Source organism: Flavobacterium sp. TC780 (genome assembly GCF_056783245.1).
Genome location: NZ_JBXBAV010000068.1, coordinates 1 through 25,187, shown reverse-complemented (window position 1 = coordinate 25,187; position 25,187 = coordinate 1). Strand labels below are relative to the sequence as shown.

Sequence of the window (25,187 nt, the reverse complement as noted above, 5' to 3'; positions counted from 1 at the left end):
AAGGTTAATACATGCTCCTGTTGTTAGGGAGGCAGCACCTCTTTCCACTGCATAGGATGCTGAGTGTGTTGCAGAAAGAATATCCGGCGAACGATTCGATCTGGCGATAAATCTCCTGACTAAGTTCCAAAGGATGGCCTTGACGCTCACAGCATTCAAAAAAGTTATCTTTTACTTTCTGAAGTGCGGATTTTGACCTTCCTTTTCCGCTCATTGCCCTGCGCAATCTGTTCCATCTGCGCGGGAAGTCCTCCATAATGAAGGGCTATCTTTATTACGTCTTCTTGGTAAACCATTATGCCATACGTCTCACCGAGTTGCTCCTTAAATACTTCATGGAAGTACTCAAATTGTGTCGGGTTGTTGTGTCTGAAAATATATTCCTTCATCATTCCACTTTGGGCAACACCAGGACGAATAATGGACGATGCGGCCACAAGGATCTTGTAGTTATTACATTGTAGTCTTCTGAGAAGCCCGCGCATTGCGGGACTTTCGATATAGAAACAGCCAATAGTTTTACCACGACCTAAATATTGATTGCACAAAACCTCATCTTTAGAAAGCGAAGTATCCCTAATATCGACATTGATCCCTCGGTTCTTACGTATCAGCTTGACACTATCATCAATATGACCTATTCCGCGCTGGCTCAAAATATCGAATTTTTCAAAACCAATATCTTCAGCCACATGCATACGAACAGTGCGATTGGAAATCCTTTTGGTGGCATTTCCAGCACTGTAAAATTTGTAATAGGTTCTTCAGAAATCAATATCCCACATGAATGCATACTTCTTTGATTGGGATATTTTTAAGACATAATTCCATCTCCTGAACCATCCTCACCACCTTATTATTATCGTGAAGTTCCAGCGGGTTTTTAGCCAAGGCATCAAGTTCCTCTTTTGGCAGTCCAAATACTTTTCCAACTTCCCTGAATATTGACCGATATTTAAATTCAACATTGGTTCCGCAGAAAGCAACGTGCTCCACTCCGTAGCGGTTGAAGATATATTCTAATATTATATCACGTTCTTTCCATGACCAGTCAATATCGAAATCTGGCGGGCTTTTTCTGTTTACATTCAGAAATCGCTCAAAATACAAATCCAATTCGATAGGACAGATATCGGTAATGCCCAGACAATAAGCGATAATACTGTTAGCTCCGCTGCCCGTCCTATGTGCCAAAAAGCCCTTACTGATACTATACCTAATAATATCCCATGTTATGAGAAAATAACCACTGAACTCCAATTCTTCAATGACTTTTAGTTCTTTATCAACACGCTGTTTGGCAATTATATTTTCAGGTCCATATTTTTTTACCATTCCTTCTTGGGCGAGTTCTCTCAACCGTTGCATATCCTCATCACGGCTGTTGGTGAAATATTTTTTATTTCGCGGTATTCCGAATTCATATTCAAAATTGCACCTTTCAATTATGCCTTGGGTATTCTGAATAATAGTAGGATATAGCGTGTATTTTTCCAATAATTCTGAAAGGGGCAACATTGTTTCTGAACCACTGCAATAATCCTCTTTTGTTAATTTTGATCCTAACACGTTTAGATGAACAGCACCGTAATATTTTATGAAGGTTATATTCTTTTTTATTCCTAATTGTAACAGGATGCAGCATCACCATTTTATCTAACCTGTTTTTTCCATTTTTCTTTATATAATAGAAGAAGCTCATCAGGCTTTATCCCGATGTATTCGTTTTCCTGTAGGTGAGCGGGGGCATTACTGATAGGATAAATGACGATAACATTCTTGAAAGTCGGTGCAAGGACTGGAAGCGATGAATCCTCAAAATTATGCTTTGTCAAAAATCGGTTCATTTCTCCTAAACCTTCACGGTTTAGGGCAAGACCCAATATATCGCAATGTATGCTGGCAACGAAATTCGATTCCTATAAGGGGCTTTATAGATGCAGCCTGACATAATTTGATAAATAAGGTAAATACCTGTTACTGTATTGATGTCAGTAAGTGCCATAGATTCTACTTTGCATTGAATCCCCAGCTGTACCAATTCTTCAATCGGTATAGTGCCATAGCGTAGGCTGTGAAATGAATGGCAATTGAGGTACATGGCTTATTTTTTTCTTTTAATATTTCATTTTTGTTGTTGGGCTTGAATGTTGCGCCGCCTCCACGCATTACTGCATCAAAACCATATCGGGTTTTCATTCTGTCCATTGCCTGGTATAGCGAAAGCATTTCTTCTGTATCTTCAAACATATTTATCTGATAGGTGCCCCTTACAAGACCGCTGAAGCGAATACCTATGAGTCGAAGGCGCATCCTGCGCTGGTAAAGTTTATTGAACAGCTCCATCACATTTTTTATCAGGATATGATCTGCAGAAGTATACTGAACTCTGCATGCTTGGTTTCCGTGTCGAAATTTGAATAGCGTATCTTAACGACTACCGTTGAGGTAAGCCATTCTTCAGACCGAAGCTGAAAGGCCAGTTTTTCAACCATGCCCTGTAGCACACTTTTAAGTTCGCCAAGATCTATAGTATCCTGCAAGAAAGTATGTTCTGTAGAAATGGATTTGCGTTCCGTGTAGGGTTCAACGGGATTATTATCTATACCATTTGCTTTTTTCCATAACTCAATACCATTTTTGCCAATCATCTGCTGTAGTACCTCAGCCGGCATTTCGGAAAGTGTCTGGATATTGCGGACACCGATACGAGAAAGCAACTGGAAAGTAACATCGCCAACCATTGGAATTTTTTTTATGGACAGTGGATTAAGAAATGGTCTAACCATATCTTCTGGTATCTCAAGATTTCCTTTAGGCTTTCCTTCTCCGGTGGCAATTTTAGATACAGTCTTGTTAACAGACAACGCAAAACTTATAGGCAATCCCGTTTCCTTTGTAATGGATTGGGCAAGTTCGTTGGTCCATATATAAGAACCATAGAATTTATCCATACCGGTGATATCAAGATAAAATTCATCAATACTGGCTTTTTCCACAACTGGTGCTTTCTCTTCAATAACTTCAGTTACGGCATGGGATAAGCGAGAATATAATTCCATATCACCTTTCATAACTTTTGCCTGCGGGCAAAGACGCAGCGCCATCTTAATTGGCATTGCAGAACGTACGCCGAAAGTTCGTGCTTCATAGGAGCATGAAGCCACAACGCCTCTTTCGCCTCCGCCAATAATCAGTGGAATACCATTCAACCTTGAATCGATAAGCCTCTCACAGGACACAAAAAAAGTGTCCAGATCCATGTGCACAATTGCCCTTCCCATAACCTTCATTTTTGTACTAGACAAAATTAGTACAGATCGGAACAAATAAATTATATTTGCTGGTACAAATTGTAACAAAAACAACATGTCTTTATTTTCCGACAACATCAGAAGCCTAAGGCTAAAAAAGAAAATTTCTCAGGAAAAAGTCGCTACAAGCCTCCTAATAACACGTGGAAGATATGCAAAGTATGAAGATGGGACTTCAGAAGCGCCCTATGAAATATTGAAGAGAATATCAAAATATTACCAGGTCAGTATTGACATCCTGTTATGCATTGACGTGAGAAAAGTCAAAATTGATGATTTGGTAAAGCTTGAAGATAACAGGGTTTTATTACCGGTTATAGTGAAAAATGATGGTGAAAGTTTTATAGAAATTGTGACGCAAAAAGCTAAGGCAGGCTATATGAATGGATATTCAGATCCGGAATATATCGAGAGCCTACCGCGTATTTCACTGCCATTTTTAGGTCCGGGTATTCATAGGGGGTTTACAGTTGATGGGGATTCCATGCCTCCACATGAAGATGGTGATGTTATTGTTGCCAAATATATTGAGAGGCTTAGTGAGGTAGTAGATGGGAGGACTTATATTATTATGACTAAAAATGATGGGATCGTTTATAAAAGATTAAATAAAAATAAAAAAAATGTATTGTTACTCGAATCTGACGAATCGTTTTATAATCCATATGAAGTTAGAGCATCAGAGATTGAACAGATATGGGAATTCAAATGTAACCTGGGCAAAAAGACAAGAAGAGGGCTACCATTATTCCCGGCAGTATTGAAGAAATGTTTATGGAATTAAAGAATGACATTCAAAGACTGGAACGAAAGAGATAAATAGGATACTTGTACTATGAGCTGGCTTATGCCGGCTTTTTTGTTTCTAATTTCTTCCATACAATGCAAAATGGATCGTTTTTTGCAAATTTTGGATCGTTTTTGTCAACAATCCTTCTATTTTATTGTTTTAATTTCGCTTTGTAAAACACTTACACAGTGGTAATTGCACATTAATGACCTGCATATGTCAAGCTGGTTTGGCATATCTTCATGTCAGATTGTAAAACACTGTAAAGATTAAAACTAATGACATGAAAACATCAGTAGCTTTTAAAAACACTGTAGTCGAGATAATCTGCTTGCTTTATATAATATTATTTGTGTATGCGGCAGTGAGCAAAATACTGGATTTTGAAAATTTCCAAACACAATTGGCACAATCGCCACTTATTAGTTCTTTTGCTGGAATCATATCATATATTGTCCCAGTTGTCGAAATTTTAATTGCTGTAATGTTATGCTTTAAAAAATTCAGGAATTTAGCGCTTTACTGTTCACTGAGTTTAATGGTCATGTTTTCAGCGTATATCATAATTATCTTAAATTTTAGTCCGTTTGTTCCTTGTTCCTGTGGCGGTATATTAGATAAATTATCATGGACTCAGCATTTGATTTTTAATCTCTGTTTCGTTGTGTTATCATCGATCGCAATTATTTTTTGGAATCCAAATCATTCTGAAAATAATTTATCTCGCAGCTATATAAAGTTTCCTTCAATTTTAGTAACTACACTTTGTAGCATTACTGTTATGGTAACACTGTTTCTATTCTCTGAGGATATGATTCACCATCGCAATAACTTCACACGGAGGTTCCCGAATCATCCTGTTCTATTTGAACGGGATTATACTTTATCAAAAGGTCGTTACTACATTGCTGGAATAGGAAAAGGCAGTCTCTTTATTGGTAATATCCTAAACCCCTTGGAAGTAATCGAATTGGATGCTACTCTTATCCAGAGCAAAACCCATTTCATCACTGTGAAAGACCCTAACAGAAGGTATCGTTCTTTGCAGGTTAACGTAAAATACCCCTATTTCTATTTAAGTGATGGTACTGAAGCTTTTGTTTATCGGGGATTGGTCAACGACTGGATAGCGGAAATCTGGATTGATAAAAAATCCTATTTCAATTCATTTGTCCCTGTTGATTCTAATACTGTTGCGATACGTGCGGTTAGTAGTGATAATAACGAAAATATGATTGGTCTGATTAAAAATATCGATACAGTTTCCGTAAACTTTAATCGCAATCTTCTCGATAAACAAATCGATGGCATTTTCGATACAGATGGCAAGTTGCTATACAACAGTATATTGGACAAACTAATATATGTTTATACGTATCGAAATGAATACCTCATTTCTGACGGTGAGCTTAATGAAAAGTACGTAGCACACACTATTGACACGACCTCACGCGCTAATATTAAAGTTGCCTATATCAGTTCTCTCTGAAGCAAGTAAACTTGCATCTCCAGCTAGAATTGTCAATAAGACAGCTGCAACTTATGGAGAATATCTTTATGTGAATTCGCAACTCATTGGACAGTATGAACCTAAAGACGTTTGGAATGAGGCTTCTGTGATTGACGCATACAATCTTAAAACGCACACCTATCAATTCAGCTTTTACCTGTATGACAAAGAAGGAAAGGAAATTTCAGAATTTATTTCGGATGAAAATCACATTTATACACTTTCTGGGAAAACCGTAAGTGTTTATAAAATCGACAAAAAAGTATTTGACAAAAATCAATAAAGATATACAGCGCAGTATCAGGGTAAGATCGAAAACCTGTAACAGAGTAGATCACTAATTATAAATTTTTTTATTATGAAAACCAGAATTTTTAAAACCGTTTTCCCGATGTTGGCTTTCGTTATTGCCATTTCCGGTGCATTTGCATTTAGTAGCACTCCTACAACAAAGACTGCTGCCCAGTTTATCGGACACAAGCCACAAGATTGTGAGGAAACTGGCGTAATGTGTCAGGATAATACTGTCACTACGCCTTGTCAAAGCGGTGGCGTTAATCTTTACAAACTTAACGGTTCTACCTGCCCTAACCAATTGTGGAGAATTTAGTCCGCTAAAAAATGAAGCATGCCGCGAATGATTGCGGCATGCTTCTTTAAAAAAAACTAAAACTACAAAAATGAAAAATTTACAACCCCGTAACATGTTTGCGATCATCGCGTTTATAACCGGTATTAGTGGTGCATTTTCCTTTAAACCTGCACAAGATCGGGATGCCTTGTACATAGGGTACATTCATCTTGCTACAGATTGTTTGGAGACCGACGTTTTGTGTTCAGATTTGGGTCCAATCTTATGTAAAAGCGGCACGCAAAACCTTTATGGCTTAACATCAGGGGGAACTACGTGTGCTTTGCAATTGTTTAGGATTCCATGATCAAAAGCCTTTCAAATACTTGTCAAACCATGTTTTTATCCTTGCCGTTAAATCCCGCTGTGCTGATTCATCTGTGAGAATGTGGCCTTGTCCCGGATATAAAAGCATTGTTCCTGTTTTCCCCAAGCGACGCATAGCCAAATGCAGTTCTACGCTTTGCTCAAAATTAACCTGTGTATCGGCGGTTCCTGCCCAACTTAACAAAGGCGTTTTAATTTTTGCTGCATTCATTATCGGAGAATTGTTTTCATAACCAAGTTTATTGTCGAAGGGCGAACTACCCATTCGGAATTGTTGGGATTCCAACCTCCAAGCATTTGAGTGTTGTCCAATATAATTCATCGTATGATACCAACTAATAATATCCGTAACTCCTGAACCGGCTACTGCGGCACTAAACAATTCTGTTTGGGTAATAATCAGCGATACTTCATAACCACCGAAAGAATGCCCGATAATGCCTAATTTATCCTTATTGACTAGTCCACGAGCAACGACTGTGTTTACCGCTGCCGTTATGCAATCTACAGCTGATTTACCCGGATCGCCAAGCGCAAACTGAATATCAGGCAATAACACAAAATATCCGTCTAGAAAGTAAGTTGATGCTTTAAAACCTGCACGATCTAACAAAGTAGGGTTTATATATTCATATAAGTGTTGCGACAACTTTTCGTAAATATATGTTACCATAGGATATTTTTTGCCACTTTCGTAATCCGATGGATACATTAATATTCCTTGTAGCGTTTCTCCAGCCGCATTTTTGTAAGTGATCAGTTCTGATCGCGACCATTCATATTTGTTGTAATGGGCATTTGACTGGTACACTTTCTTCTTTTTCCCAGTTTTCACATTATAAACTACCAACGAAGGTGGCGACTGTTCTGTCTGCTCGATGTAGCAGTAAGTATGTTTTGATTTAGCTTTTTTAATCCGGTCTTTCTGCGATTTTCCGTAATCTAATTTTCGTAAACCTTTTCCTTTTGTATACATATAATAGCCACTTGATTTGTCTTCGCCAAAAGCTGAACAAACGATTCCTTGATTGATATCAAATTCATATTTTGAAAATTCTGCAAAGTTGCCCACCTTATTCAGGTAAATTTCCGTTGGAATCCTGAAACATTGCTTTGTTTCCCTGCCATTTGTGATTCGTGTTCCTTTGTAATCATCAGTCGAAACCAGCCAAATATCGTATTTGTCATAAACGATCAAAAAACGGCTGTCATTTGTAAATCCCGGACTTGTATAGCCTTCGTTTTCTGCGGCGTTGTCGTAACCTTTCCTGTAAAAATCACTATGCAAAGAAGCCGTGACATTGACAGAAATCTCTTTGGACGTGTCGTAAACAAAATAATTGCCTCCTTTGAAATGACTTATAAAATTGCCATCTGGCGATGGAAGGACTGCATTTGCGGAGATTGATCCTTTCGTAATGATTAGTTTTGAACCTGTATTTTCAAAATTATTCAAGTAGTAATCTACGGGCGCCAATTCTGCATATTGCGGTTCATAAGTAAGCTTTGAATACGACAAGTATAATTTATCGCCAGGCAGTATTTTTGATTCTGTTGCGGTGTCGGGTTCGAGTTTTTCTACGCTATTTCCACCCAATGTCCAAGAGGCCAAAAAGAGACCATTGGTAACTTTTAAATTTTCTTGAGCCGGGTATTCCAATGGTGAGCTTGTTTCCCAAACTTCTACGATGGGTTTTGCTGAGTCGCAATGCTTTATTTCTACGCAACTGAAATAAATTTTTTGTGCATCACTGGCGATTACCAACTTACTGTCTTTAAACTGAAAGATGACATTATCAAACTGCAGATTTTGGGCATCCAATTTTTGCAGCTTCATATTATCCGTATTCAAATATGCGAGGGAATTGATTTTAGTTGATACATTTTCCGAAATGTAAAATGCTAAGAAATTGCCTGATTTGTCCCATGTCAATTTTTTATACTTGATCAAATCACTATGGACGATCTCTCTAAATTCAATGATCCTTCCGAGCGATGCGATTTTAAGACCTTGGCTTGTCTCAATAGCAATCTTGTTGGAGGTACTTATGGAATAATCAGAAACACTTTTGGTTTTTGAAATGACAAAATTGTTGCTGTCAAGAATCGACAATGTATTCCCTATACTATCCTGCTGTAGCACCAACAGGTACTTACCATCGTTCGAAAAGTTATGCTTTAACATATTGTTGTATGCCTGCCGTTCTCCTGATTTAAGATTGAGTATTTCCAGATTATTTTCTGGACCGGATATTGCAGCACTAAAGCTATCTTTACTAAAAACAATATCATCTGCTTTTGGGAAATTGTAGGTAACTTTGCTATTTATTTTTCTAATAAACATGGTATCAAGACTGTTTTCATAAGTCATCTGAAATGATACCCAATTGCCATCGGGAGAAATGGATTCTCCCGACAGCGTTCCCCATTTAGCATAGTCAGCAATAGTAATCTTGCGTTTTTGCTGCTGCGCCGAGCATGACAAAAACAACAATACCATTACCAATACTTTATAATAAACTGTTTCCATTTCAGTAGCCAGGATTTTGTGGTAACAGATTTGAGTTTAGTAAAATTTCGGTTTCTGGCAGTGGAAGCAAAACATCCGTATTTTGCCAACCTGGTTTAATTGGACTCAACGCCGTACCAGCATTTCCTGTCCTTTTCAAATCGAACCAACGGTGACCTTGTTCACAAAAGAATTCGAACCGTCTTTCCTGTAAAATTGCAGCTTTTAAAGATGTGGTTGTATTTGCAGTTGTATTGGGCAAACCTGCACGATTGCGCGTCATGTTTAAATCCTGCTGTGCACCTGTAATGTCTCCAAGGATGGCGCGTGCTTCGGCACGGATCAGGTGTTGTTCTTCAATCCTGAGAACAATTGTGTATTCCTGCGACGGTTCTGTTACCGAAGATTTTTTGTATTTATATGCCTGGTACCAAACATCTGTGCCGTCCGTAATTGTGCGAATCCACGATGTTTGGCGAATGTCTCCAATTTCAAAGGCATTTCTCAGATTAACCGCTAAGGCTGCTTTAGTAGGTGGCCCTGACGAAAAAATATAGGCTCTCGCGTCTTTCGTATTCAGCCCTGCAATTCCCGGGTGGAAAGACCAGATAATTGATGGGCTTTCTTTTAAAAAAGCCAATGCGAGATTTGGTTCTACCGAATACAGGCTGTTGTTGATTACTGCAGTGGCATAATTCCGAGCTTTTTCATAATCTTCAATGTACAGGTAAACCCTTGCTAACATTGCCAGTGCAGCCGCCTTATTGACACGAACACGGTATTCTGACGGATAACTTTCAGGCAAAGAGGTTTCTGCCTCCGTCAAGTCTGACACAATCAGTTCATAAACCTGCGTTTTTGCCATTTTAGATACTGTCGTGTTCGCTTCATAATCTATTGTAGTTATATAAGGAATATCGCCATAGATATTCACTAAATAAAAATGGATGAACGCCCTAATAAACATTGCCTCGCCGAGTAAACGGTTCCGATCTTCACCAGTGATAACAGTAGAATTTTTTACGCCTTCGATCAGAGCATTAACTGCATATATTTCGCCATAACTTGTATTCCAAAGATTGGTAAGCAACGTGTTCGATGGCAAAACTGTGTGTTTATTGAACTGTTCAATATCGACATTTGTACCGTAAAAATCCATGTCGTCGGCATAGTTTGCAAATAGTGTTGTACCGCCTAATTGTGTACCTGCTGAAACGCTCCCTTCTCGCAAACGTGCATAGATGTCTGACAAAGCTGCATTTGCAGTTGACACGTCTTCAAATACAGCAGGACCTGTCAGTTGGGATTGGGGCATATCGGTTTCTGTAAAATCTTCGCAGGAAAATATAAAAAGGAATATGAAGGGCAATAATAGTACCCTTGCTGTTAAATTTATAAGTTTTTTCATGTTAGTCGTTTTTTAATTAGAAACTTAATTGTATGCCCATTGTGAATTGTTTTAGCGGAGGCAGATAATTTACAGATTTGTTCTCGGGATCGACACCTTTGTATTTTGTGAATGTCAAAAGGTTCTGCCCTTGAATGTAAATTTTCCCCGAGAATGATTTTGACCAAAGGGCGGGAATGCTGTATGACAGGCTGGTGCTTTTGAGTCTAATAAAAGATGCATCGGTAACCATCGCATCACTGGATGTAAACCTGTCCTGCGCCTGATTTGCGAGTGAATTGCTACCAGTGGCGTATTGCTGTACTGTTGCCGTAGTGCCATCTTGCGGGAAATGATTTAGCACCTGCGCCGGTTGATTTGAAAATGTACCTGAATGGGGGAAAAATGAAAGCACATTAACGCCGTCTTGTTTTACAAACTGAAAAAGGAAATCCAATGACCAATTTTTGTATGACAATTGATTTGCAAATCCTCCATAGTATTGAGGTGAAGTGTCGATCATGCCCTGGCGGTCGTCTGTAGCGGTAATTTCACCATCACCATTAAAGTCCTCAAATTCATATAATCCTGTTTCTGAATTGATACCTGTGTAGTGATAAAGCTTCTGAATGTTTAGAGATTCCCCGATTACAAACAGGTTTTTATAAGTTGAGGTTTCCAGTCCCGGAAATTCCAACAATTTATTACGTGGAATAGTGAGATTTAACATTGTTGTCCAATTGAAATTTTGTGATTTAAAATTGACGGTACGCCATTCCAATTCAAGGCCTGTGTTCTCAACGGTTGCATCGAGATTAGCCTGTAAGGTTGGAAAACCTGTAGTTCCAGGAAGGGGAATACCGACCAACTGGTTTGAAGACCTATTTTGAAACCATGCAGCACTTAGAGAAATTTTGTCGTTCAGAAAGCCCAATTCGACAGCCACTTCAAATTTTCTGTTGGTTTCCCACCCAAAATTTGGATTGAATAACCTCGTTGGCTGAATACCGGTCATGCCATCATATTCATTTTGTGACACTTGATATGTATCGAGATACTGGTAATCGCCAATTTGGTCATTTCCCGTAATTCCGTAACTAGAGCGAATTTTACCGAAACTCAGAACTCCGGAATTGTCTTTTAAGAACGGTTCGTTAGAAAAAATCCAAGCTGCGCCAACAGCACCGAAGTTTGCGAAACGATTGTCAGGACCAAAACGGCTTGAGCCATCGCGACGACCAGTAAGATTCAATATGTATTTGTCTACGAGGTTTATATTGATCCTTCCAAAAAATGCATTGTATTTGTATTCGGAAAAATCATCGTTAAGTACTTCCACAGTTGTAGCAGCTGTGAGGCTATTAATGAGCGCATTGCTTGGAAACCCGATACCGTTTACCGCCAATTGCTCCTGTTTTTGTGTCTGGAAAGTTGTTCCTGCTAAGATATTAACTTCCAGAATTTCCCATTTTTTCTGCCAATTGAGTTGCGGTTCGATGATCCAGGAACGCCTCGTGCCATCGTTCGCAAATACTGACGAATCGTCTGTGGTATAGTTGCCAAACGGATTGTACATCGTTGATGGAATCAACCTTTTTTCCGAAAGCTTCGTATCGCTGAACCCTAAACTTGTTCGTATCTCAAAACCGTATTTCAATTTGTATGATAGCAGTGCATTTGCCAAAAGCGTATTTGTTTTATTTATGTAACTGCCATTTAAGAACCCTAGTGGATTTTCGAAAGAGCCATTTTCCCAATTCAGATTTCCAGATTCCTCGTAAAGCGATGGGGCGTTAGGCGCCAGCACATACGATTGCCTTGTGAGGTCAATTCCAGGGAGTGTGTTTTTGTCGCCCGAGTAGTCAGCAGAAAAAGCCAACTTAAATCTGTCGTCTTCTGAGCGGTGGTTGATGCTCACGTGAACTGCTCCGCGATTAAAATGCGAATCACCAGGAAAAACTGTCGTTTCTTTGCGATAAGTCCCACTCAGTAAATATTGGGTTTGGTTTGAGCCACCTGATATAGTCGCCTGTGCATTGTAGATGTTTGCCGTGCCACCGATCAATACTTTTTGCCAGTCGGTTTCGCGCGTATCGCTCCAAGTTCCATTGACATCATATGCATCTGCAGGATAGGTTGTTATGCCATCATTTGCAAATGCTTCGCGACGCATTGCCAGATATTGCTGTGTATTGAGCAAATCCATTTTGCGTGTTATTTTCCCTACAGTGGTGTAAGATTGAATGTCAAATTTGGTTTTCCCCGCTTTCCCTTTTTTCGTCGTGATTAACACGACACCATTTGCACCACGAGAACCGTAGATTGCGGTGGCATCTGCGTCTTTCAATACTTCAATATTTTCGATGTCGGCAGGATTGATGTTGCTTAAAGGACTAGACAGACCACCGAATCGATCGTTTGAAACCGTGCTGTTTCCTAAACTTTGCGACGCATACGGTACACCATCGACAATATATAACGGATCATTACCTTCACCACGAATTGAATTCAGGCCGCGTACTTGAATGCTGAAACCGCTTCCTGGTGTTCCCGCAGACTGTGTTATGTTTACACCAGCCATTCGGCCTTGCATAGCAGCCAATGGATTACTGACGGGTTGTTTTTCGATATCAGTTGCCTTGACCCTTGCTATGCTTCCTGTTCTTTCTTTATCCTTAACCGAATAATACCCTGCATTAATAGTCACTTCCTTAAGTTGAGTGCTATCTTCGGCTAATATTACATTAATGGATATTTGGTTTTCAACGGTAATTTCTTGCGTAGCATAACCAATAAATGAAAAAACGAGTACGTCTGTAGAATTAGCCGTAATTGAAAAATTGCCTTTGTCATCTGTTACTGCTGAAGTTGTAGTTCCTTTAACAATGACCGTTACGCTTGGAAGTGGTCCAGTGGAATCGGTAACTGTACCTGTAATTTGATGTTGTAACTGCTTCGTGTAGCTTCCGAACGTTAGTTCGATGGCATACATATGATTGGAAAGCAGAATTGCGAAAATAATTATGCAAAGACAGGAAGGCCTGCCCTTGTTAAATGAAAGATTTTTCATAAATTTAAAAAGGATTAAAATTGAACGAAAGTTTGGTTTTCTCTCGCCTTCTATGCAAGTATTCGACCACGAGTTATAGAAGGCTTTTCTTGTTAATTATTTGGTCATAGGCGTAATTTGGTTTTTGGTTATTTAATAAGTGAATAGCTGTTTTATGTGGTTGTCGGATCTGCACTATGCAGTTCATTTAAATGGTGAAGCTGATAGCAAAAATAACCCGGCCCTTCCCCCGACTAACTCAGCAGGATACCAGTACGGGCCAGGTATTATAAAAATGAAAATAAAGAAACTACACCATAAGAAAACCAATTAAAGGTTGTACAGGCTGCGATTCTTAAGAATATCGTGCAGTAGCTTTGAAAAGATGAGATAGAACCAAAAAAAGAGGCGCGGAACTCAGCTTATTGCATCGGAGGTACTGGTATACCCATACGCGCGAATAAGTGAGCCCACGCCCTTTAAGGCGTGAGCATTTACACTTATCATCCCGCGCGTACAAAAATTACCAGTTTTCCGATGCGAGTTCAAAGCGGATGCTTCAAATATTTTTATTAGAAGTATCGCAAATATATATAATCAATTACAAACATACTAAAATATTATAAACCTGTCACTATCGTGACAATAATATTTATAGATAATTTCTTTTTTTGCTGTTATGACTGAGGAAAATGGAAATAATAAAAGAAATTTAGACGACACAAGTAAAGTATTTTTACTTGATAAATTTGTATGTAATTTTATTTCTAAAAATTGGATTGATTCTAAAAAATCAGTGAACAAACAAAGTAAAGAATTAGGAGTTCATAGACATATTATTACGAAGATAAAAGATGTTGATGGATATAGAATTCCTATGTCAACACTAGCAATCATGTGTTTTTATAAAAAGATTTCTCTCTCCGATTTCTTTAAAATGATTGAAGAAAAGCATGGTTCAAAAATTAATGATGATTTTGTGGACAAGACTAAGAAGTCTAAATAATAATTAAGATCTCAATTTTCTTTTTTGGCTAGATATTAAATAAACTTCATAATTAACAGTCCCTAAATTTTATATAAAGGATACTTCTTTTATCTTTTTTTTATAAATTAGTGTGAGAATTAACGCCAACTTTTCCTTGCAAATAGAATTAATTAATGGTCTAATTTAAAGCAAATGCTATGAATAGAGATAATGCTGTATTAATTATTTTCGGTGTATTAGCACTAGTCATAGGAATCGCCCTTAAACTATTTATTGGCAGAAGAAGATTTTATCGTCGGAATTCTTTGGGAGCAGAGGGTTTTAAAAATTATCGTAACGCGTTGCTGACCCCATTTTGGGAGAGCATACTAGCATTTATCGGCGGATTGCTTATTATCCTTGGAGTATTGGGGTTAGCATTTGCTAAGTGGATGCTGTAATTAAAGCCGTTATTTGTGGCACGGTGTGCTTTTTAACGGAAAAAGATATAATGTAGTGCGCTGTTGTTGTCATATTTGTTGATTTATATCTCTTTATATAGTTTCCTTAGATGCAAAGTATTTTTAAAATCAGAATATAATCCTACTATCATGTATAAACTCTCTTTAGGTTTAAAGTCCAATCATTCTCCAGTAATACAATTTAATAATGAAGAAAAAGATAAAATAAATAGTTCGATTGATCAACTTATTAAAAACCAAAAGTTGAGATGGTCGTTTAATCTGCTTGATAAAAATTTTAAAGCACTTTTTTCAAAGACAGATCAGGAACTAAAAACACTCTCATTAAATCCTGAATATACTTGGGAGCAACTTGAAAATGTAACCTTCGAAGTTAATCGAAATTTGCTTAATTATTTAGCTTCTCAAAATACATATCTGGACCACGCACGATTTTATTTGTCAAGGACATTTGGTAAAGAGTCAGAGCAATTGAAATTATTTGATAAAAAAACCAGTGAACTTTTTGATAATTATTTCGCTTACAGATTTCTCTACAAAATGAGAAATTTCACAGTGCATTGCGGCTTTTCCTTGTGCTCAATCACGATTCAAAAATCAAGTCAACAAGTGACCTTCATACCTAAGTTTATGATTTCGGAACTAATGGACGGCTTCGATTGGGGCAAGATTGTAAAACAAGACCTAGCTGAAATTAAGGACGATTTTTCGGCCTTTGATGTTATTCATCAATCTTTTGAATGTTTTAAGCAACTCAATGATTGTTTATCTTCAATTTTGGAAAAACTTAATTATGAAAAAACTAAAATTGTTTTAGATACATTGCGCATTTCAAAAGAAGATTTGTCGCAATATTGTTTTTTAATCGAATACGAAAATGAAACTAAAATAGGAGAAATTCCAACTCACTACTTTAAATAAAACAGCGGACAAAGTTTAATTAAGCCGGTTTTAAATAATAATCTAAAGAAAAAAAAGATGCCTGAAATTAGCGACCTGTCTAAAAGGTCAAATATAAATACAAAGCGAACCTATAACTCAGAAGTTGTAATATATGAAGACCATCGAACAATCCTGAATGTCTTGTATTTTTTAAAAACAAATGGCCTTGCAGACTTTCCTATTGATTTATTTATGTTCGACGACCACGACGATTTTTTAAATCCGTCGGAAAGCGCGTTACAAAGAATTGCTGAGTTTAATGATAACGCACCGACGGAAAGAGAATTCTGGAGTTTTACAGAATTTGATCTGAAAACATTGGACGACGACTGGGTAAAAGCCGGAATGGAATTAGGACTCATCAACAATGTCTTTCTGTTTCACTCTTCGCAAGCTTCCTACTCTTTCTCCGACAGCTATGCAACACAAAATTTTGGGGAAAAACGCGTGTACAACCTTGGAGGTGTCTGGGATGCACTCACATTTCACGGCTGTTTAGATGATTTCTCCAATGAGGCTGAATATGGCCAGCTGTGGGAAGATATTGGATGGGTAAAAAACAATGGCAAGTTTGAATTTGTAAGGGAAAATAATTTTATAGTCGATTTTGATTTGGACTGTTTTTCTACCTACATCATTAATAAAAATTATGCCATACCAGAAGAAATCCTAATTAAGAATTTCGAAGAATATAGAAGATCGGAAAATCATTATTATGGCACAGCCTCAATGTTTGTGAAGAAACTGATTGAGGAAAGTGCCCTTACCACTGTCTGTTTTGAAAACAACAGTTGCGGTGGAATAAGAGAAAGCCACAAAATTTTCGAAACTTTCGACTATTTATTCTTTGATAGAGAAATTGGAGGCTAAATATTCCTGAGGAACAAACTTAGATATATCTATACACAACACTTTTTTAGAATGAGAATTTTGATTTTTAAAAGAACCCATAAAAGGAGATCCTAGATCAAAATTTCAAATTTCACTTATTTATTCAATATAAAATCGATTACTTTGAATAAATATATTTATTCTAATAAACACAAAAAAAAATAATGGACAACAACTTGACAATAACTAAAGCGCTGGACTTTTTCAGAGCATTCAAAGGCGATGAAATTACATTTGAAAACTCCCACTGCGGAACCTATACCAATTTGTATTCTGAAATACACGGTGTTGGAATTTCATCCCTAAGGGTAAAAGTCAACCCAGGCTATCCGAATCCGGATTGTGTTGATCAAGATAATATGACGGACGTTTCTATTGATTCGATTAGAACAATAATTAGTAAAGATGCTCCCGTTAAATTAGAAGATATAGATGGAAAAATCCTCTACCTGGAGGGGTTTATTTCTAAAAATAAAACATTATTTACCCCGTCGGAGAATAAGGTTTTAGAAAAATTATTAGAAAGGATGAAGTTGTTTTACAGCAAGGTACTTGGAGAAGGGAATATAGATTCGGGTGAGGAAGAAGAAGAAATTGAAAGATCCAGATTCAAATCCTTGTTTATAGATTTGTAAACTGTCCAACAAGTTTACACCAGAAATTTTGTTTACAGGCACATCGACAACAATCATATGCAAGTATTTACCCAAAACATAGAGCAGATTATTCTGGAGCACTTTGAGAAAGCAGAGAAATCAATTACCATTGTCGTGGCCTGGTTCACCAATAAATGTATAATCTCAAAATTAATTGATTTAAAGAAATACAGAAATCTGGATATTCAGATTTTGGTTGATGACAATGATGTTAACCAAAGTTATTTCTTTGATTTACACCTGGACAATCTTGAAGAGTGCGGTATTGAGGTAAAGCGGCAGCACATTTCAAAATTTAACCACAACAAATTTTCGGTTATAGACAATGAGACATTTATTACCGGATCTTACAATTACACAAATAAGGCGAATCAAAATTTTGAGAATATCGTTGTTGAAAAAGACAGTCGAATAGCAGACTTCTATACCCGAATTTTTAAATTCTTCACCGATAAAAATTACATAGATCCAAATGTAGAACTGCTGTCTGAAAATTTTGACTTTGCCAATAAACTTATATCTACATATTATCCATTTTCACAGAAATTGTTCTTGAAGCTAAAAAGCCAAATAAATTTGGGCTATTGCTTTACGCATGAGAATGGGCTATATAACGAAATAAGTTATGAGCCAGGGCTGATTTTCAACCCAAAATTTAAGCTGCATAAGGAACTAAATAACAGGATAAACCAAAAGAAATCCGCAGGATATCCAGATTTTGATTACAATTTGGATCAAGAATTTGATCTGCCTATCACAAAAGGGCTTATACTAAATTATCAGTTAAGCGAAATTAATAACTTTAATTACCAGACACTCCAGGAAATCGCTAATTTCGACAGTGAAAAAATAGACTACGAAAGTTTCGCCAATGATGTTGTAAGCAATGAAATTGCGCTCACGAAGTATTATACGAGGAAATTCCAAACCATTTATACCAGCCAGGAACTTCGCGAGATATTACAAAAGAATATTGACATTGTAATTGAAGATTATATTTGGATAAATAATTTCGCCCCTTTTTTGAATGAAACGACCATAGAAAATATTTACAAAACACAGCCTATCTGATTAAAAATTGAACTGCCCCAAAAGTTATGAAACTTTTGGGGCAGTAATAATTAAACGACGGTTAAAAACCGTCACCAGCAGCCCATCTAATATACTGCTCAAAAGCCGTGCTTCAATAGATAGCTTTCTATTTCCATGTAATCAAAAACGTTTTCTTCTATAACAACCTGCTTGAATATTTCAACTTGACTCTCTGCATCGAGTTCGTCTTCATTCATGGCCTGCGCGTCGGCAATGTAAAATTGCCATCCAGTGAGGTCAATTCTGTTCTGATGATCGTACAATAATTGTGCAAGTTCCAATTCCGCAGGTAATGCCTTTAACAGCGATGCCCATTTATCAAAATTTGCAATTTTTGCAATCACATGCTGGGCATTCATGAGGCTGAAATTTTCTTCGTCGATACCAAAGTCCGAAATAATCATTTCTACATCAAAATACCTGGGAGTGTATTCGAATAAAAAAGCAGTTGCCGTTTTATCTAAAACGGGAGTTTTTGTTTTAAAATCTTTGTGCAGATTTTTTGCTTGAAGTTTGAAGTAATCAATAGTGTCCATAATATAATCCTTTTATTCCAAAGATTATTATCCTAAGGTTTTGCGTTCGTATACTGTGGCCGGATAATAAGCTCTGAAGGTTATATTATCTAGTTATTGGTTGATAAAATCTTTACACGAACGAGCAGGCATACCAAAAACACCTGAGACAAATATAAAAAAAAATATTTTCTTTACAATTATTTTTTTGCTTTTTTTCTAATCAACCACTTTATAGCCAGAAGCTTAAGATACTAATGGCTGTTTTGTAAGTCGTAACAATTTTGATCTGAAAAAAATAAAATCTGGAGATATTTTCTGTAAAACCAATTACTTTCTATTAACTTGCTGATTAATTTTTTCAAAATTATATTATAACAAACTTGCGGAAAATAGAATGGACAACACAACTTATGAATTCTTTATTACCAGATGCTGGGACTGCGACCGATTGAAGCATGGGGCCAGTGCAGATACTTGGGAAGATTTATTGGGTAAGCACTACAACTTTAGAAATGCCAATGTTGGCAATTTTAAGACTACTGAAAAAGAATTTACAAAAAAACTTGAACAGGTTAAGGGCTATCTGGATAAGGCTTACAATAAACTCATTGCAAAGGCGACCAAAAAAAAGGTTAATCCGGATGTAATTGCACAGTTATTAGAATCGAGGGCTGCGGTAGCTGCGTCGTCAGAACCTAAAGATATCTTCGATGTACTTAAGAAAGCTTTTCCACTGATGAATGAAAATAATTTGTAGCGCTAAAAAACAGCGAGAGTTAAATAATGTGCATCAGCTAAAAAAACATATAAATATTAAATATGAACAATCAATCTCTCTGGTTACAAGTACTATCGCATTTTGATGGCAGAGGCTACTTTAGCAATGGTCTAACTATTCCTTTTTCTGCTTGGAGCAACGTCAATAATTTCACCGGAAGATGAGATATTGTCTGTGGAGGAATTTGTATCTGAAATTATTGATGAATCCCTGCCGATAAAAATTTCAATCCAAAGCTGCGGGAATATCGGAGAGTATGTAATCGGTATTTTCGATAAAGAATCTCCAGCTGAACTTTACACAAATTTTGGAAACCTGTATATAATAGACAGTTCCTTCTCTAAAACAGATACTATTGATACAATCAGAAAAGTGCTGGTAGATGATTACCAAAATAAGATTGATGATGGCTTATTTTCAATGAACGACCGAGAATGGGGAAATTATTCCCAAAAGGACAAGGACCGCCTGGCAGAATTGAAATAAGTACTATTTACTTCCACCTTAAAAAACAAAAATATAATTATGACGATAGAAGAAAAATATGATCAGGATCTGCACGGAGGAAAAGAAATCGATGGACTTGTAAGATATAATGGTCACTACAGGGGACAAGAAGATGACGGCTCTACCACCGTGAAATTTGACAATGGAAATTTTTATGTCATTGAAGATGGAAAAATTACCCTGCATATCGACGGCAAGGATGAATACTTTATAAATGATCAGATTGTAGATGCAATTTATAAATTCATTGATTTGAACCCCCTGATGTCGAAAAATTACACCTACAGTGAATATAACGCACAAGACGAGATCGATTTTTATACACAAGAGAAAACGTCAGCCACTGACAGCCGTGGCAGGTTCATCAGACTTGTAATAAATCGGGAATCAAAAAATATTGAAATCTCAAACATCCTGATAGATCCCAGCCTGCAGCATAACGGCTTTGGAAAAAAAATTATAAGGGAAATATTCATCATAGCCTCCAAACATAATTACAGGTTGTTTTTAGTTCAAATGGTGCCTGGATTTTATAAGCGGATGGTCAACAGAGGAGCTGAAATTATAGAGTTTGAAGAAATCGTTGAAATTACTGCCGCTACATCCTTAGAAGACAAAAAGTAGAATCAGTTCAAAACAGGTAATAAATACATTATGAAAGTACAATTTACAAAGAAACTTACCCAGAATAATTTCCCGGAAATGAAGTTGGCACTCAAAGAAAGACCAGACAACCTGAATGTTGAATCTTTGAGTAATGAGAAAAAAATAGTCTTGGAAAAATTCCAATACAAACAGCATCTCTTAACACAAATTGGTGATTTCACAAATCTAAGTGAAATGGCTGCTGAGACCAGAAAACTCTGGCATCCAAACCAAACATTAAAAGTATTCTTTTTTGGAAGCGATAAGGCAAAAGACCAGAGAGTACTCCAGTACGCCTCGATCTGGAGCGAGCACTGCAGCATAAAATTTGAAAGAACAGATAATAGAGATGAAGCTCAAATAAGGGTTGGCTACGATGCGACAGGAAGCTGGTCCTATATTGGCACAGATGCACTGGGTGTTGATAAACGTGCAGCAACCATAAACTTTGGCTGGCTCAGCGACAGCCTGCCTGAAGTGGAATACAAGCAGGTCGTACTACACGAATTCGGACATGCATTAGGACTGATCCACGAGCACCAAAGCCCGGATATAAAAATGGACTGGGACAAAGATGTAGTGTATAATTATTATGCTTTTACACATGGCTGGTCAAAAGCAGATGTTGATAAAAATGTTTTCCAGGAATATGATAAAACCACAATCCGATATTCCGAAGTGGATAGAGATTCCATAATGGGATATTATCTTCCGCCAGAATTTACAAAAAACAAACAATCATTTCCTTTTAATTATGATCTTTCCGCAACAGATAAAAAATATATAGGTGAACTGTATCCGCAAATTCTATATTCATAATTGTGCAGGTTTATAAATAAGCTATTCATATCTATCAAATCAACAACATTATGAATTCCACAAAACAAGAATTGATTGATTTCCTTGAGCAAAATGTCCTCTATCCTGCCGAAAACAATCCTAAATCCGATGTAATAATCAAAAGAAAAATCCGAGCAACAAGAATGCGGCTTAATAAATTAAAAGATGCTAGTAAGGTCGAAGAATTTTTCTGGCACGCGATGGCGACAGATAACGGAATTGATACTTATACAAGAATGACAAGAATCGGCGCTCCTACTTTTGAGGTAGTTCGTCTTGAATTTAAAAGATTGTGCGGCAGAAAATAAATCTTGCACTTCTATTTTTTTTAAAATTCGATAATTGAATCAAGCTCTGACAGAAACGATATAATGCCCGCTTTAGAATAATTTTGCGGATGATAGATACATTATAGCAAGTGTACAATTCGAACAAGGAAAAATTATAATCCCTGCTAAACCGCTACTGTAAAATTATCCACTAATATCTTCCTTCTTTAATTCTTCAATAAAGTATTTTGGTGTTATTCCAGTAGAGCTTATAAATGCATTTACAAACCTTCTGGTAGTACTGAATCCGGCTTCCTCTGCAAGAGCGTCATGGGTGTAATTCTCCAGGAATTTTTCATTACGAATCCTTTGAGCAATATTCTCCACCTTAAGATTATTGATATACTCGTTAAATTTTTTATTTCTGTGACGCGCAATTATCTGTGATAAGTACTTAGTGTTGGTATTGAAATAGCCCGCTAATTTGGTGAGGGTTAAGTCGCTTTCAAGGAATTTTTTGCTATTTTCAAATTTTTGTAAACTCTGCAGTACTGCGATCTCGGCATCTTTACTCATTGAAAATTCGGCCTCTTCGCCTTTATCTGCATTAGCTTTGTCAGCTTCTTCAATTTTTTTTAATAGCTCTTCGTACTTCTTTCTGGCTTCCTTTTTTATTCTTAAAATATTCACGATCCCATATACCATGAAAATAAACATTATACTGATGATTGATAGGCCAATCTGATCATTGTATTTTCGAAGATTGAGCGAACTTTTAAGATTTTTCTGTTCTTCAACAGCTCCTTTGTATCATATTCTTTGCGAATTTTTCCCTGAAGATAAGCGTATGTATAATGTAACTTTTTGTCAACTTCGAGTAGCCTTTCAACGTAGAAAAGCTGGGTTTTGAACATATTTTTATCTTTGTAATAAGAGATCATGTACTCATAAGCTTCTCTTATATCGGGACGCATGTAATCGCGTTCTACATAGCTCTTGTCAACTTTTTTAAAGTATACAAGTGCGTTTTCCCTTTTATCTAATGCCCAATAACCTTTACCGATATAAAAATACCCTACAGTCTCATTAGCAAAATCTTTGTTCAGGCGAATTCTCGGAAGCGAAGCTTGTATTTTTCTTATTCCTATCTCATAATTGTGAATCATAATTTGATTCACTCCTTCAGAATGAATGAAATAGGGTTCCATTTTACGAATTCCTGTCTGCATGCCTTCTGCAAGTCCTGTTTCATTAACCGAAGAACAGAGTCCGTGATTACCAATCATATTGTAACACACTCCCAATGAATGGAGCGAATTTAAATACGCCCTAGGGTCGGAACGCTTAAAGTAGTTGATACAATCTTTAAAAATTACGATAGCTTCCTCGTAAAACCCCAGATAATATTTTATCTGTCCAATATGATATTTGGTCTTGTAGATTAAATAATTATAGTTTGTATTCTTAACGTACTGGTCTGCAATGAGGTAGAAATCCATTGCCTCTTTAAGACGCTTTTTTCCATAATAGGCGATACCTTTTGAGAGATATGCTGCACCTATAGCTTCATCATCGTTTGTTTTTTTTGCTGCCATAACCATGCTGTCAGCATACATAAGCTTATATCTTTCGGGCGCATGATGTACATAGTTCTTATAAGCATTAGAAAGCTCTTCCCAATCTTCTTCACTTTTAGCTTTTATCAAAAAGGATAGCATATAAACAGATTTCTGGCTGCTGGGAATGCTGTCATCTACAATACGATCAAATAAATAATCAAAATCCTTATTCTTTAGCGAATCTGGAATTTGTGTTCTATGCTTTTGTGCGTCTGCATTATGATAAAAGCATAAAGATATTAGAAGTAAATATCTTACAATCATAGGTTAAAGATAAGAAGTTTCCATTGGTAGGAAACCCATTTAATACAATCAGTATTAAAACAAGATTCAGGGGCAACCTAAAAAGTGGCTAATCTGTCAAAGATATATAAAAATAGGTGAAAACCACACAGTTAAACTCAAAATAAGCTGTGTCGATTTTCTGAAAATCGGTAGTAAAAATGCTGTAAACGTCCAGACAACCATTTGTGAGGGGCACATTTTGCCCATAGTTTTGCTTTCGAATTCAAGCAAAAAGTCTGGCTTCAAACCAGCATCGTTCTGCTTTCCCCCGGGGTGAAAAATGAACTGACGAAAAAAAAGTAATCAGTCACATTTAACACGACGTACACATGAAAAATTTAAAAGCATGGCTGGTAATCCTGCCACTAATCACTATTGCATGCTCGGATGAAAACACAGAGCAAACTATTGAATACTGCAAGCAAACTTAATATTGCAAAAAAATCGATTATTGGACCCGAAAACGCAGCTAATCCTTACGATTCAGCAGGAATGCTACACAATGAAATCTTAGAGATTTTAGATGAAACTGCCTCTAATTCACAGACTATTGAAGAAATCACCATTTTGATTGATTCGTTGTCGGCTGTCCACCCGGATCTGATGCTATTATCAAATAATCCAACGGTGTCATCAAGGGTTTCAGAAATCACCTCGATAGTAAACACAAGTAATCCAGCTACTGACTTGATGGGTACTTTAAGCCTTAGCACTAGTGCCAGGGCCAGTTTCTTAGCATTTTTAAATTCCCTTCTGCTGGCTGCTGACAGCCCTTATGAAGATATTCATCCCATTATAGTTTCCTACGAATCCTCAGTAATTGGCAGTACCGCATTCTCCGCTGTTGATAAACAAATAATACTAACTGCCTCATCAGTAGCCCGATATTCGGTAGCCAAGAAAAAGAGAAAAGATCAAGACTGGGACACATCAGTTACTAATATCGTGGCAGCAGCATCCGGAGCAGGACAAAATAGTGTCTTGGGCCTTAAAATGGCTGCAACGGTCGATATATACCAAAATACTCACCCCACAAATTGAACTGGATAATTTTTCTGCTGATGCGCTACGAGCGAACATTTACAATTTCTGCAATTGTTCTTTTCGTAGCGCTGAACGCAGGAAGCCAGGTGCTGCCTCCCTAACAACAGGAGCATGTATTAACCTTAGCAATACATA

Annotated in this window: 22 protein-coding genes and 2 pseudogenes; 16 read left to right on the top strand and 8 right to left on the bottom strand. The window is 37.0% G+C overall.

What is annotated here, in order from left to right; all coding sequences use genetic code 11:
- Both AC1RYN_RS06835 and dinB read right to left on the bottom strand, forming a co-directional pair.
- Nucleotides 1–2,101, bottom strand: a pseudogene (locus AC1RYN_RS06835) (PHP domain-containing protein); the annotation flags it as partial.
- Between the two features lie 23 nt (nucleotides 2,102–2,124).
- Nucleotides 2,125–3,284 (bottom strand): annotated as a pseudogene (gene dinB / locus AC1RYN_RS06830) (DNA polymerase IV); the annotation flags it as partial.
- Nucleotides 3,285–3,369: 85 nt separating this feature from the next.
- On the opposite strand from dinB, the gene AC1RYN_RS06825 reads away from it, so the two are divergent.
- The 4 genes from AC1RYN_RS06825 (at nucleotide 3,370) to AC1RYN_RS06810 (ending at nucleotide 6,224) form a co-directional block, all read left to right on the top strand.
- Entirely contained in the window at nucleotides 3,370–4,098 is a 729-nt protein-coding gene (locus tag AC1RYN_RS06825; RefSeq protein WP_481806356.1) for an XRE family transcriptional regulator, read from the top strand.
- A 289-nt stretch (nucleotides 4,099–4,387) separates the two neighbouring features.
- On the top strand, nucleotides 4,388–5,593 hold the full coding sequence (locus AC1RYN_RS06820; RefSeq protein WP_481806355.1) for a MauE/DoxX family redox-associated membrane protein: 1,206 nt from the start codon (nucleotides 4,388–4,390) through the stop codon (nucleotides 5,591–5,593).
- Complete coding sequence (locus tag AC1RYN_RS06815; RefSeq protein ID WP_481806354.1) at nucleotides 5,571–5,897, top strand: hypothetical protein; 327 nt, start codon at nucleotides 5,571–5,573, stop codon at nucleotides 5,895–5,897. The genes AC1RYN_RS06820 and AC1RYN_RS06815 overlap by 23 nt, the downstream gene beginning before the upstream one ends.
- 75 nt (nucleotides 5,898–5,972) lie before the next feature.
- On the top strand, nucleotides 5,973–6,224 hold the full coding sequence (locus AC1RYN_RS06810) for a DUF6520 family protein (RefSeq protein ID WP_306349878.1): 252 nt from the start codon (nucleotides 5,973–5,975) through the stop codon (nucleotides 6,222–6,224).
- A 328-nt stretch (nucleotides 6,225–6,552) separates the two neighbouring features.
- Here AC1RYN_RS06810 and AC1RYN_RS06805 read toward each other — a convergent pair whose 3' ends face one another.
- Genes AC1RYN_RS06805 through AC1RYN_RS06795 form a run of 3 tightly spaced genes read right to left on the bottom strand, consistent with a single transcriptional unit; the run spans nucleotide 6,553 to nucleotide 13,538 of the window.
- Entirely contained in the window at nucleotides 6,553–9,102 is a 2,550-nt protein-coding gene (locus tag AC1RYN_RS06805; protein WP_481806353.1) for an alpha/beta hydrolase family protein, read from the bottom strand.
- Between the two features lies 1 nt (nucleotide 9,103).
- Nucleotides 9,104–10,489: a RagB/SusD family nutrient uptake outer membrane protein gene (locus AC1RYN_RS06800; RefSeq protein WP_481806352.1), complete on the bottom strand. Its 1,386-nt coding sequence runs from the start codon at nucleotides 10,487–10,489 to the stop codon at nucleotides 9,104–9,106.
- Nucleotides 10,490–10,505: 16 nt separating this feature from the next.
- Nucleotides 10,506–13,538, bottom strand: a complete 3,033-nt coding sequence (locus AC1RYN_RS06795) for a SusC/RagA family TonB-linked outer membrane protein (protein WP_481806351.1) — start codon at nucleotides 13,536–13,538, stop codon at nucleotides 10,506–10,508.
- Nucleotides 13,539–14,196: 658 nt separating this feature from the next.
- Here AC1RYN_RS06795 and AC1RYN_RS06790 point away from each other — a divergent pair.
- The 6 genes from AC1RYN_RS06790 (at nucleotide 14,197) to AC1RYN_RS06765 (ending at nucleotide 18,526) form a co-directional block, all read left to right on the top strand.
- Nucleotides 14,197–14,523 carry a hypothetical protein gene (locus tag AC1RYN_RS06790; RefSeq protein ID WP_481806350.1) on the top strand — a complete coding sequence of 109 codons (327 nt, stop codon included), beginning with the start codon at nucleotides 14,197–14,199 and terminating at the stop codon, nucleotides 14,521–14,523.
- Between the two features lie 179 nt (nucleotides 14,524–14,702).
- A complete protein-coding gene (locus tag AC1RYN_RS06785) occupies nucleotides 14,703–14,945 on the top strand; it encodes a molybdenum ABC transporter permease (RefSeq protein ID WP_481806349.1) in 243 nt (80 codons plus the stop codon).
- A 150-nt stretch (nucleotides 14,946–15,095) separates the two neighbouring features.
- Nucleotides 15,096–15,887: a hypothetical protein gene (locus tag AC1RYN_RS06780; RefSeq protein ID WP_481806348.1), complete on the top strand. Its 792-nt coding sequence runs from the start codon at nucleotides 15,096–15,098 to the stop codon at nucleotides 15,885–15,887.
- Nucleotides 15,888–15,944: 57 nt separating this feature from the next.
- Nucleotides 15,945–16,778, top strand: a complete 834-nt coding sequence (locus tag AC1RYN_RS06775; protein WP_277011944.1) for a hypothetical protein — start codon at nucleotides 15,945–15,947, stop codon at nucleotides 16,776–16,778.
- Nucleotides 16,779–16,963: 185 nt separating this feature from the next.
- Entirely contained in the window at nucleotides 16,964–17,434 is a 471-nt protein-coding gene (locus tag AC1RYN_RS06770; RefSeq protein WP_277011942.1) for a hypothetical protein, read from the top strand.
- Nucleotides 17,435–17,491: 57 nt separating this feature from the next.
- Nucleotides 17,492–18,526, top strand: coding sequence for a phospholipase D-like domain-containing protein (locus AC1RYN_RS06765; RefSeq protein WP_481806347.1), 1,035 nt, complete (start codon nucleotides 17,492–17,494; stop codon nucleotides 18,524–18,526).
- A 98-nt stretch (nucleotides 18,527–18,624) separates the two neighbouring features.
- Here the strand turns inward: AC1RYN_RS06765 and AC1RYN_RS06760 are convergent, their stop codons facing one another.
- Nucleotides 18,625–19,083 carry a hypothetical protein gene (locus AC1RYN_RS06760; protein ID WP_277011939.1) on the bottom strand — a complete coding sequence of 153 codons (459 nt, stop codon included), beginning with the start codon at nucleotides 19,081–19,083 and terminating at the stop codon, nucleotides 18,625–18,627.
- A gap of 376 nt (nucleotides 19,084–19,459) precedes the next feature.
- On the opposite strand from AC1RYN_RS06760, the gene AC1RYN_RS06755 reads away from it, so the two are divergent.
- From AC1RYN_RS06755 to AC1RYN_RS06735, 5 genes are all read left to right on the top strand, one after another.
- Nucleotides 19,460–19,822, top strand: a complete 363-nt coding sequence (locus AC1RYN_RS06755) for a hypothetical protein (protein WP_277011937.1) — start codon at nucleotides 19,460–19,462, stop codon at nucleotides 19,820–19,822.
- Between the two features lie 195 nt (nucleotides 19,823–20,017).
- Nucleotides 20,018–20,329 (top strand): hypothetical protein, encoded by a 312-nt coding sequence (locus AC1RYN_RS06750; RefSeq protein ID WP_481806346.1) that lies wholly within the window; start codon nucleotides 20,018–20,020, stop codon nucleotides 20,327–20,329.
- Nucleotides 20,330–20,368: 39 nt separating this feature from the next.
- Nucleotides 20,369–20,974: an N-acetyltransferase gene (locus AC1RYN_RS06745; protein WP_481806345.1), complete on the top strand. Its 606-nt coding sequence runs from the start codon at nucleotides 20,369–20,371 to the stop codon at nucleotides 20,972–20,974.
- A gap of 30 nt (nucleotides 20,975–21,004) precedes the next feature.
- A complete protein-coding gene (locus AC1RYN_RS06740) occupies nucleotides 21,005–21,814 on the top strand; it encodes a M12 family metallopeptidase (RefSeq protein WP_481806344.1) in 810 nt (269 codons plus the stop codon).
- Nucleotides 21,815–21,864: 50 nt separating this feature from the next.
- The gene (locus tag AC1RYN_RS06735; protein WP_481806343.1) at nucleotides 21,865–22,143 is read left to right on the top strand and encodes a hypothetical protein; all 279 of its coding nucleotides are present in this window, start codon (nucleotides 21,865–21,867) and stop codon (nucleotides 22,141–22,143) included.
- Nucleotides 22,144–22,308: 165 nt separating this feature from the next.
- Here the strand turns inward: AC1RYN_RS06735 and AC1RYN_RS06730 are convergent, their stop codons facing one another.
- Together AC1RYN_RS06730 and AC1RYN_RS06725 are read right to left on the bottom strand one after the other, a co-directional pair.
- Complete coding sequence (locus AC1RYN_RS06730; protein ID WP_481806342.1) at nucleotides 22,309–22,809, bottom strand: helix-turn-helix domain-containing protein; 501 nt, start codon at nucleotides 22,807–22,809, stop codon at nucleotides 22,309–22,311.
- A gap of 11 nt (nucleotides 22,810–22,820) precedes the next feature.
- A complete protein-coding gene (locus AC1RYN_RS06725; RefSeq protein ID WP_481806341.1) occupies nucleotides 22,821–23,987 on the bottom strand; it encodes a hypothetical protein in 1,167 nt (388 codons plus the stop codon).
- Nucleotides 23,988–24,395: 408 nt separating this feature from the next.
- On the opposite strand from AC1RYN_RS06725, the gene AC1RYN_RS06720 reads away from it, so the two are divergent.
- Nucleotides 24,396–25,049 (top strand): hypothetical protein, encoded by a 654-nt coding sequence (locus AC1RYN_RS06720; protein WP_481806340.1) that lies wholly within the window; start codon nucleotides 24,396–24,398, stop codon nucleotides 25,047–25,049.
- Nucleotides 25,050–25,187: the final 138 nt, after the last annotated feature.

What these genes read in the sequence shown, in the direction of transcription:
- AC1RYN_RS06790 (WP_481806350.1), top strand. Translation starts at nt 14,197, where the DNA reads ATGACTGAGGAAAATGGAAATAATAAAAGAAATTTAGACGACACAAGT.
- AC1RYN_RS06805 (WP_481806353.1), bottom strand. Translation starts at nt 9,102, where the DNA reads ATGGAAACAGTTTATTATAAAGTATTGGTAATGGTATTGTTGTTTTTG.
- AC1RYN_RS06800 (WP_481806352.1), bottom strand. Translation starts at nt 10,489, where the DNA reads ATGAAAAAACTTATAAATTTAACAGCAAGGGTACTATTATTGCCCTTC.
- AC1RYN_RS06785 (WP_481806349.1), top strand. Translation starts at nt 14,703, where the DNA reads ATGAATAGAGATAATGCTGTATTAATTATTTTCGGTGTATTAGCACTA.
- AC1RYN_RS06770 (WP_277011942.1), top strand. Translation starts at nt 16,964, where the DNA reads ATGGACAACAACTTGACAATAACTAAAGCGCTGGACTTTTTCAGAGCA.
- AC1RYN_RS06810 (WP_306349878.1), top strand. Translation starts at nt 5,973, where the DNA reads ATGAAAACCAGAATTTTTAAAACCGTTTTCCCGATGTTGGCTTTCGTT.
- AC1RYN_RS06820 (WP_481806355.1), top strand. Translation starts at nt 4,388, where the DNA reads ATGAAAACATCAGTAGCTTTTAAAAACACTGTAGTCGAGATAATCTGC.
- AC1RYN_RS06825 (WP_481806356.1), top strand. Translation starts at nt 3,370, where the DNA reads ATGTCTTTATTTTCCGACAACATCAGAAGCCTAAGGCTAAAAAAGAAA.
- AC1RYN_RS06720 (WP_481806340.1), top strand. Translation starts at nt 24,396, where the DNA reads ATGAAAACACAGAGCAAACTATTGAATACTGCAAGCAAACTTAATATT.
- AC1RYN_RS06755 (WP_277011937.1), top strand. Translation starts at nt 19,460, where the DNA reads ATGGACAACACAACTTATGAATTCTTTATTACCAGATGCTGGGACTGC.
- AC1RYN_RS06745 (WP_481806345.1), top strand. Translation starts at nt 20,369, where the DNA reads ATGACGATAGAAGAAAAATATGATCAGGATCTGCACGGAGGAAAAGAA.
- AC1RYN_RS06730 (WP_481806342.1), bottom strand. Translation starts at nt 22,809, where the DNA reads ATGGTATATGGGATCGTGAATATTTTAAGAATAAAAAAGGAAGCCAGA.
- AC1RYN_RS06760 (WP_277011939.1), bottom strand. Translation starts at nt 19,083, where the DNA reads ATGGACACTATTGATTACTTCAAACTTCAAGCAAAAAATCTGCACAAA.
- AC1RYN_RS06740 (WP_481806344.1), top strand. Translation starts at nt 21,005, where the DNA reads ATGAAAGTACAATTTACAAAGAAACTTACCCAGAATAATTTCCCGGAA.
- AC1RYN_RS06735 (WP_481806343.1), top strand. Translation starts at nt 21,865, where the DNA reads ATGAATTCCACAAAACAAGAATTGATTGATTTCCTTGAGCAAAATGTC.
- AC1RYN_RS06725 (WP_481806341.1), bottom strand. Translation starts at nt 23,987, where the DNA reads ATGATTGTAAGATATTTACTTCTAATATCTTTATGCTTTTATCATAAT.
- AC1RYN_RS06795 (WP_481806351.1), bottom strand. Translation starts at nt 13,538, where the DNA reads ATGAAAAATCTTTCATTTAACAAGGGCAGGCCTTCCTGTCTTTGCATA.
- AC1RYN_RS06780 (WP_481806348.1), top strand. Translation starts at nt 15,096, where the DNA reads ATGTATAAACTCTCTTTAGGTTTAAAGTCCAATCATTCTCCAGTAATA.
- AC1RYN_RS06765 (WP_481806347.1), top strand. Translation starts at nt 17,492, where the DNA reads ATGCAAGTATTTACCCAAAACATAGAGCAGATTATTCTGGAGCACTTT.
- AC1RYN_RS06775 (WP_277011944.1), top strand. Translation starts at nt 15,945, where the DNA reads ATGCCTGAAATTAGCGACCTGTCTAAAAGGTCAAATATAAATACAAAG.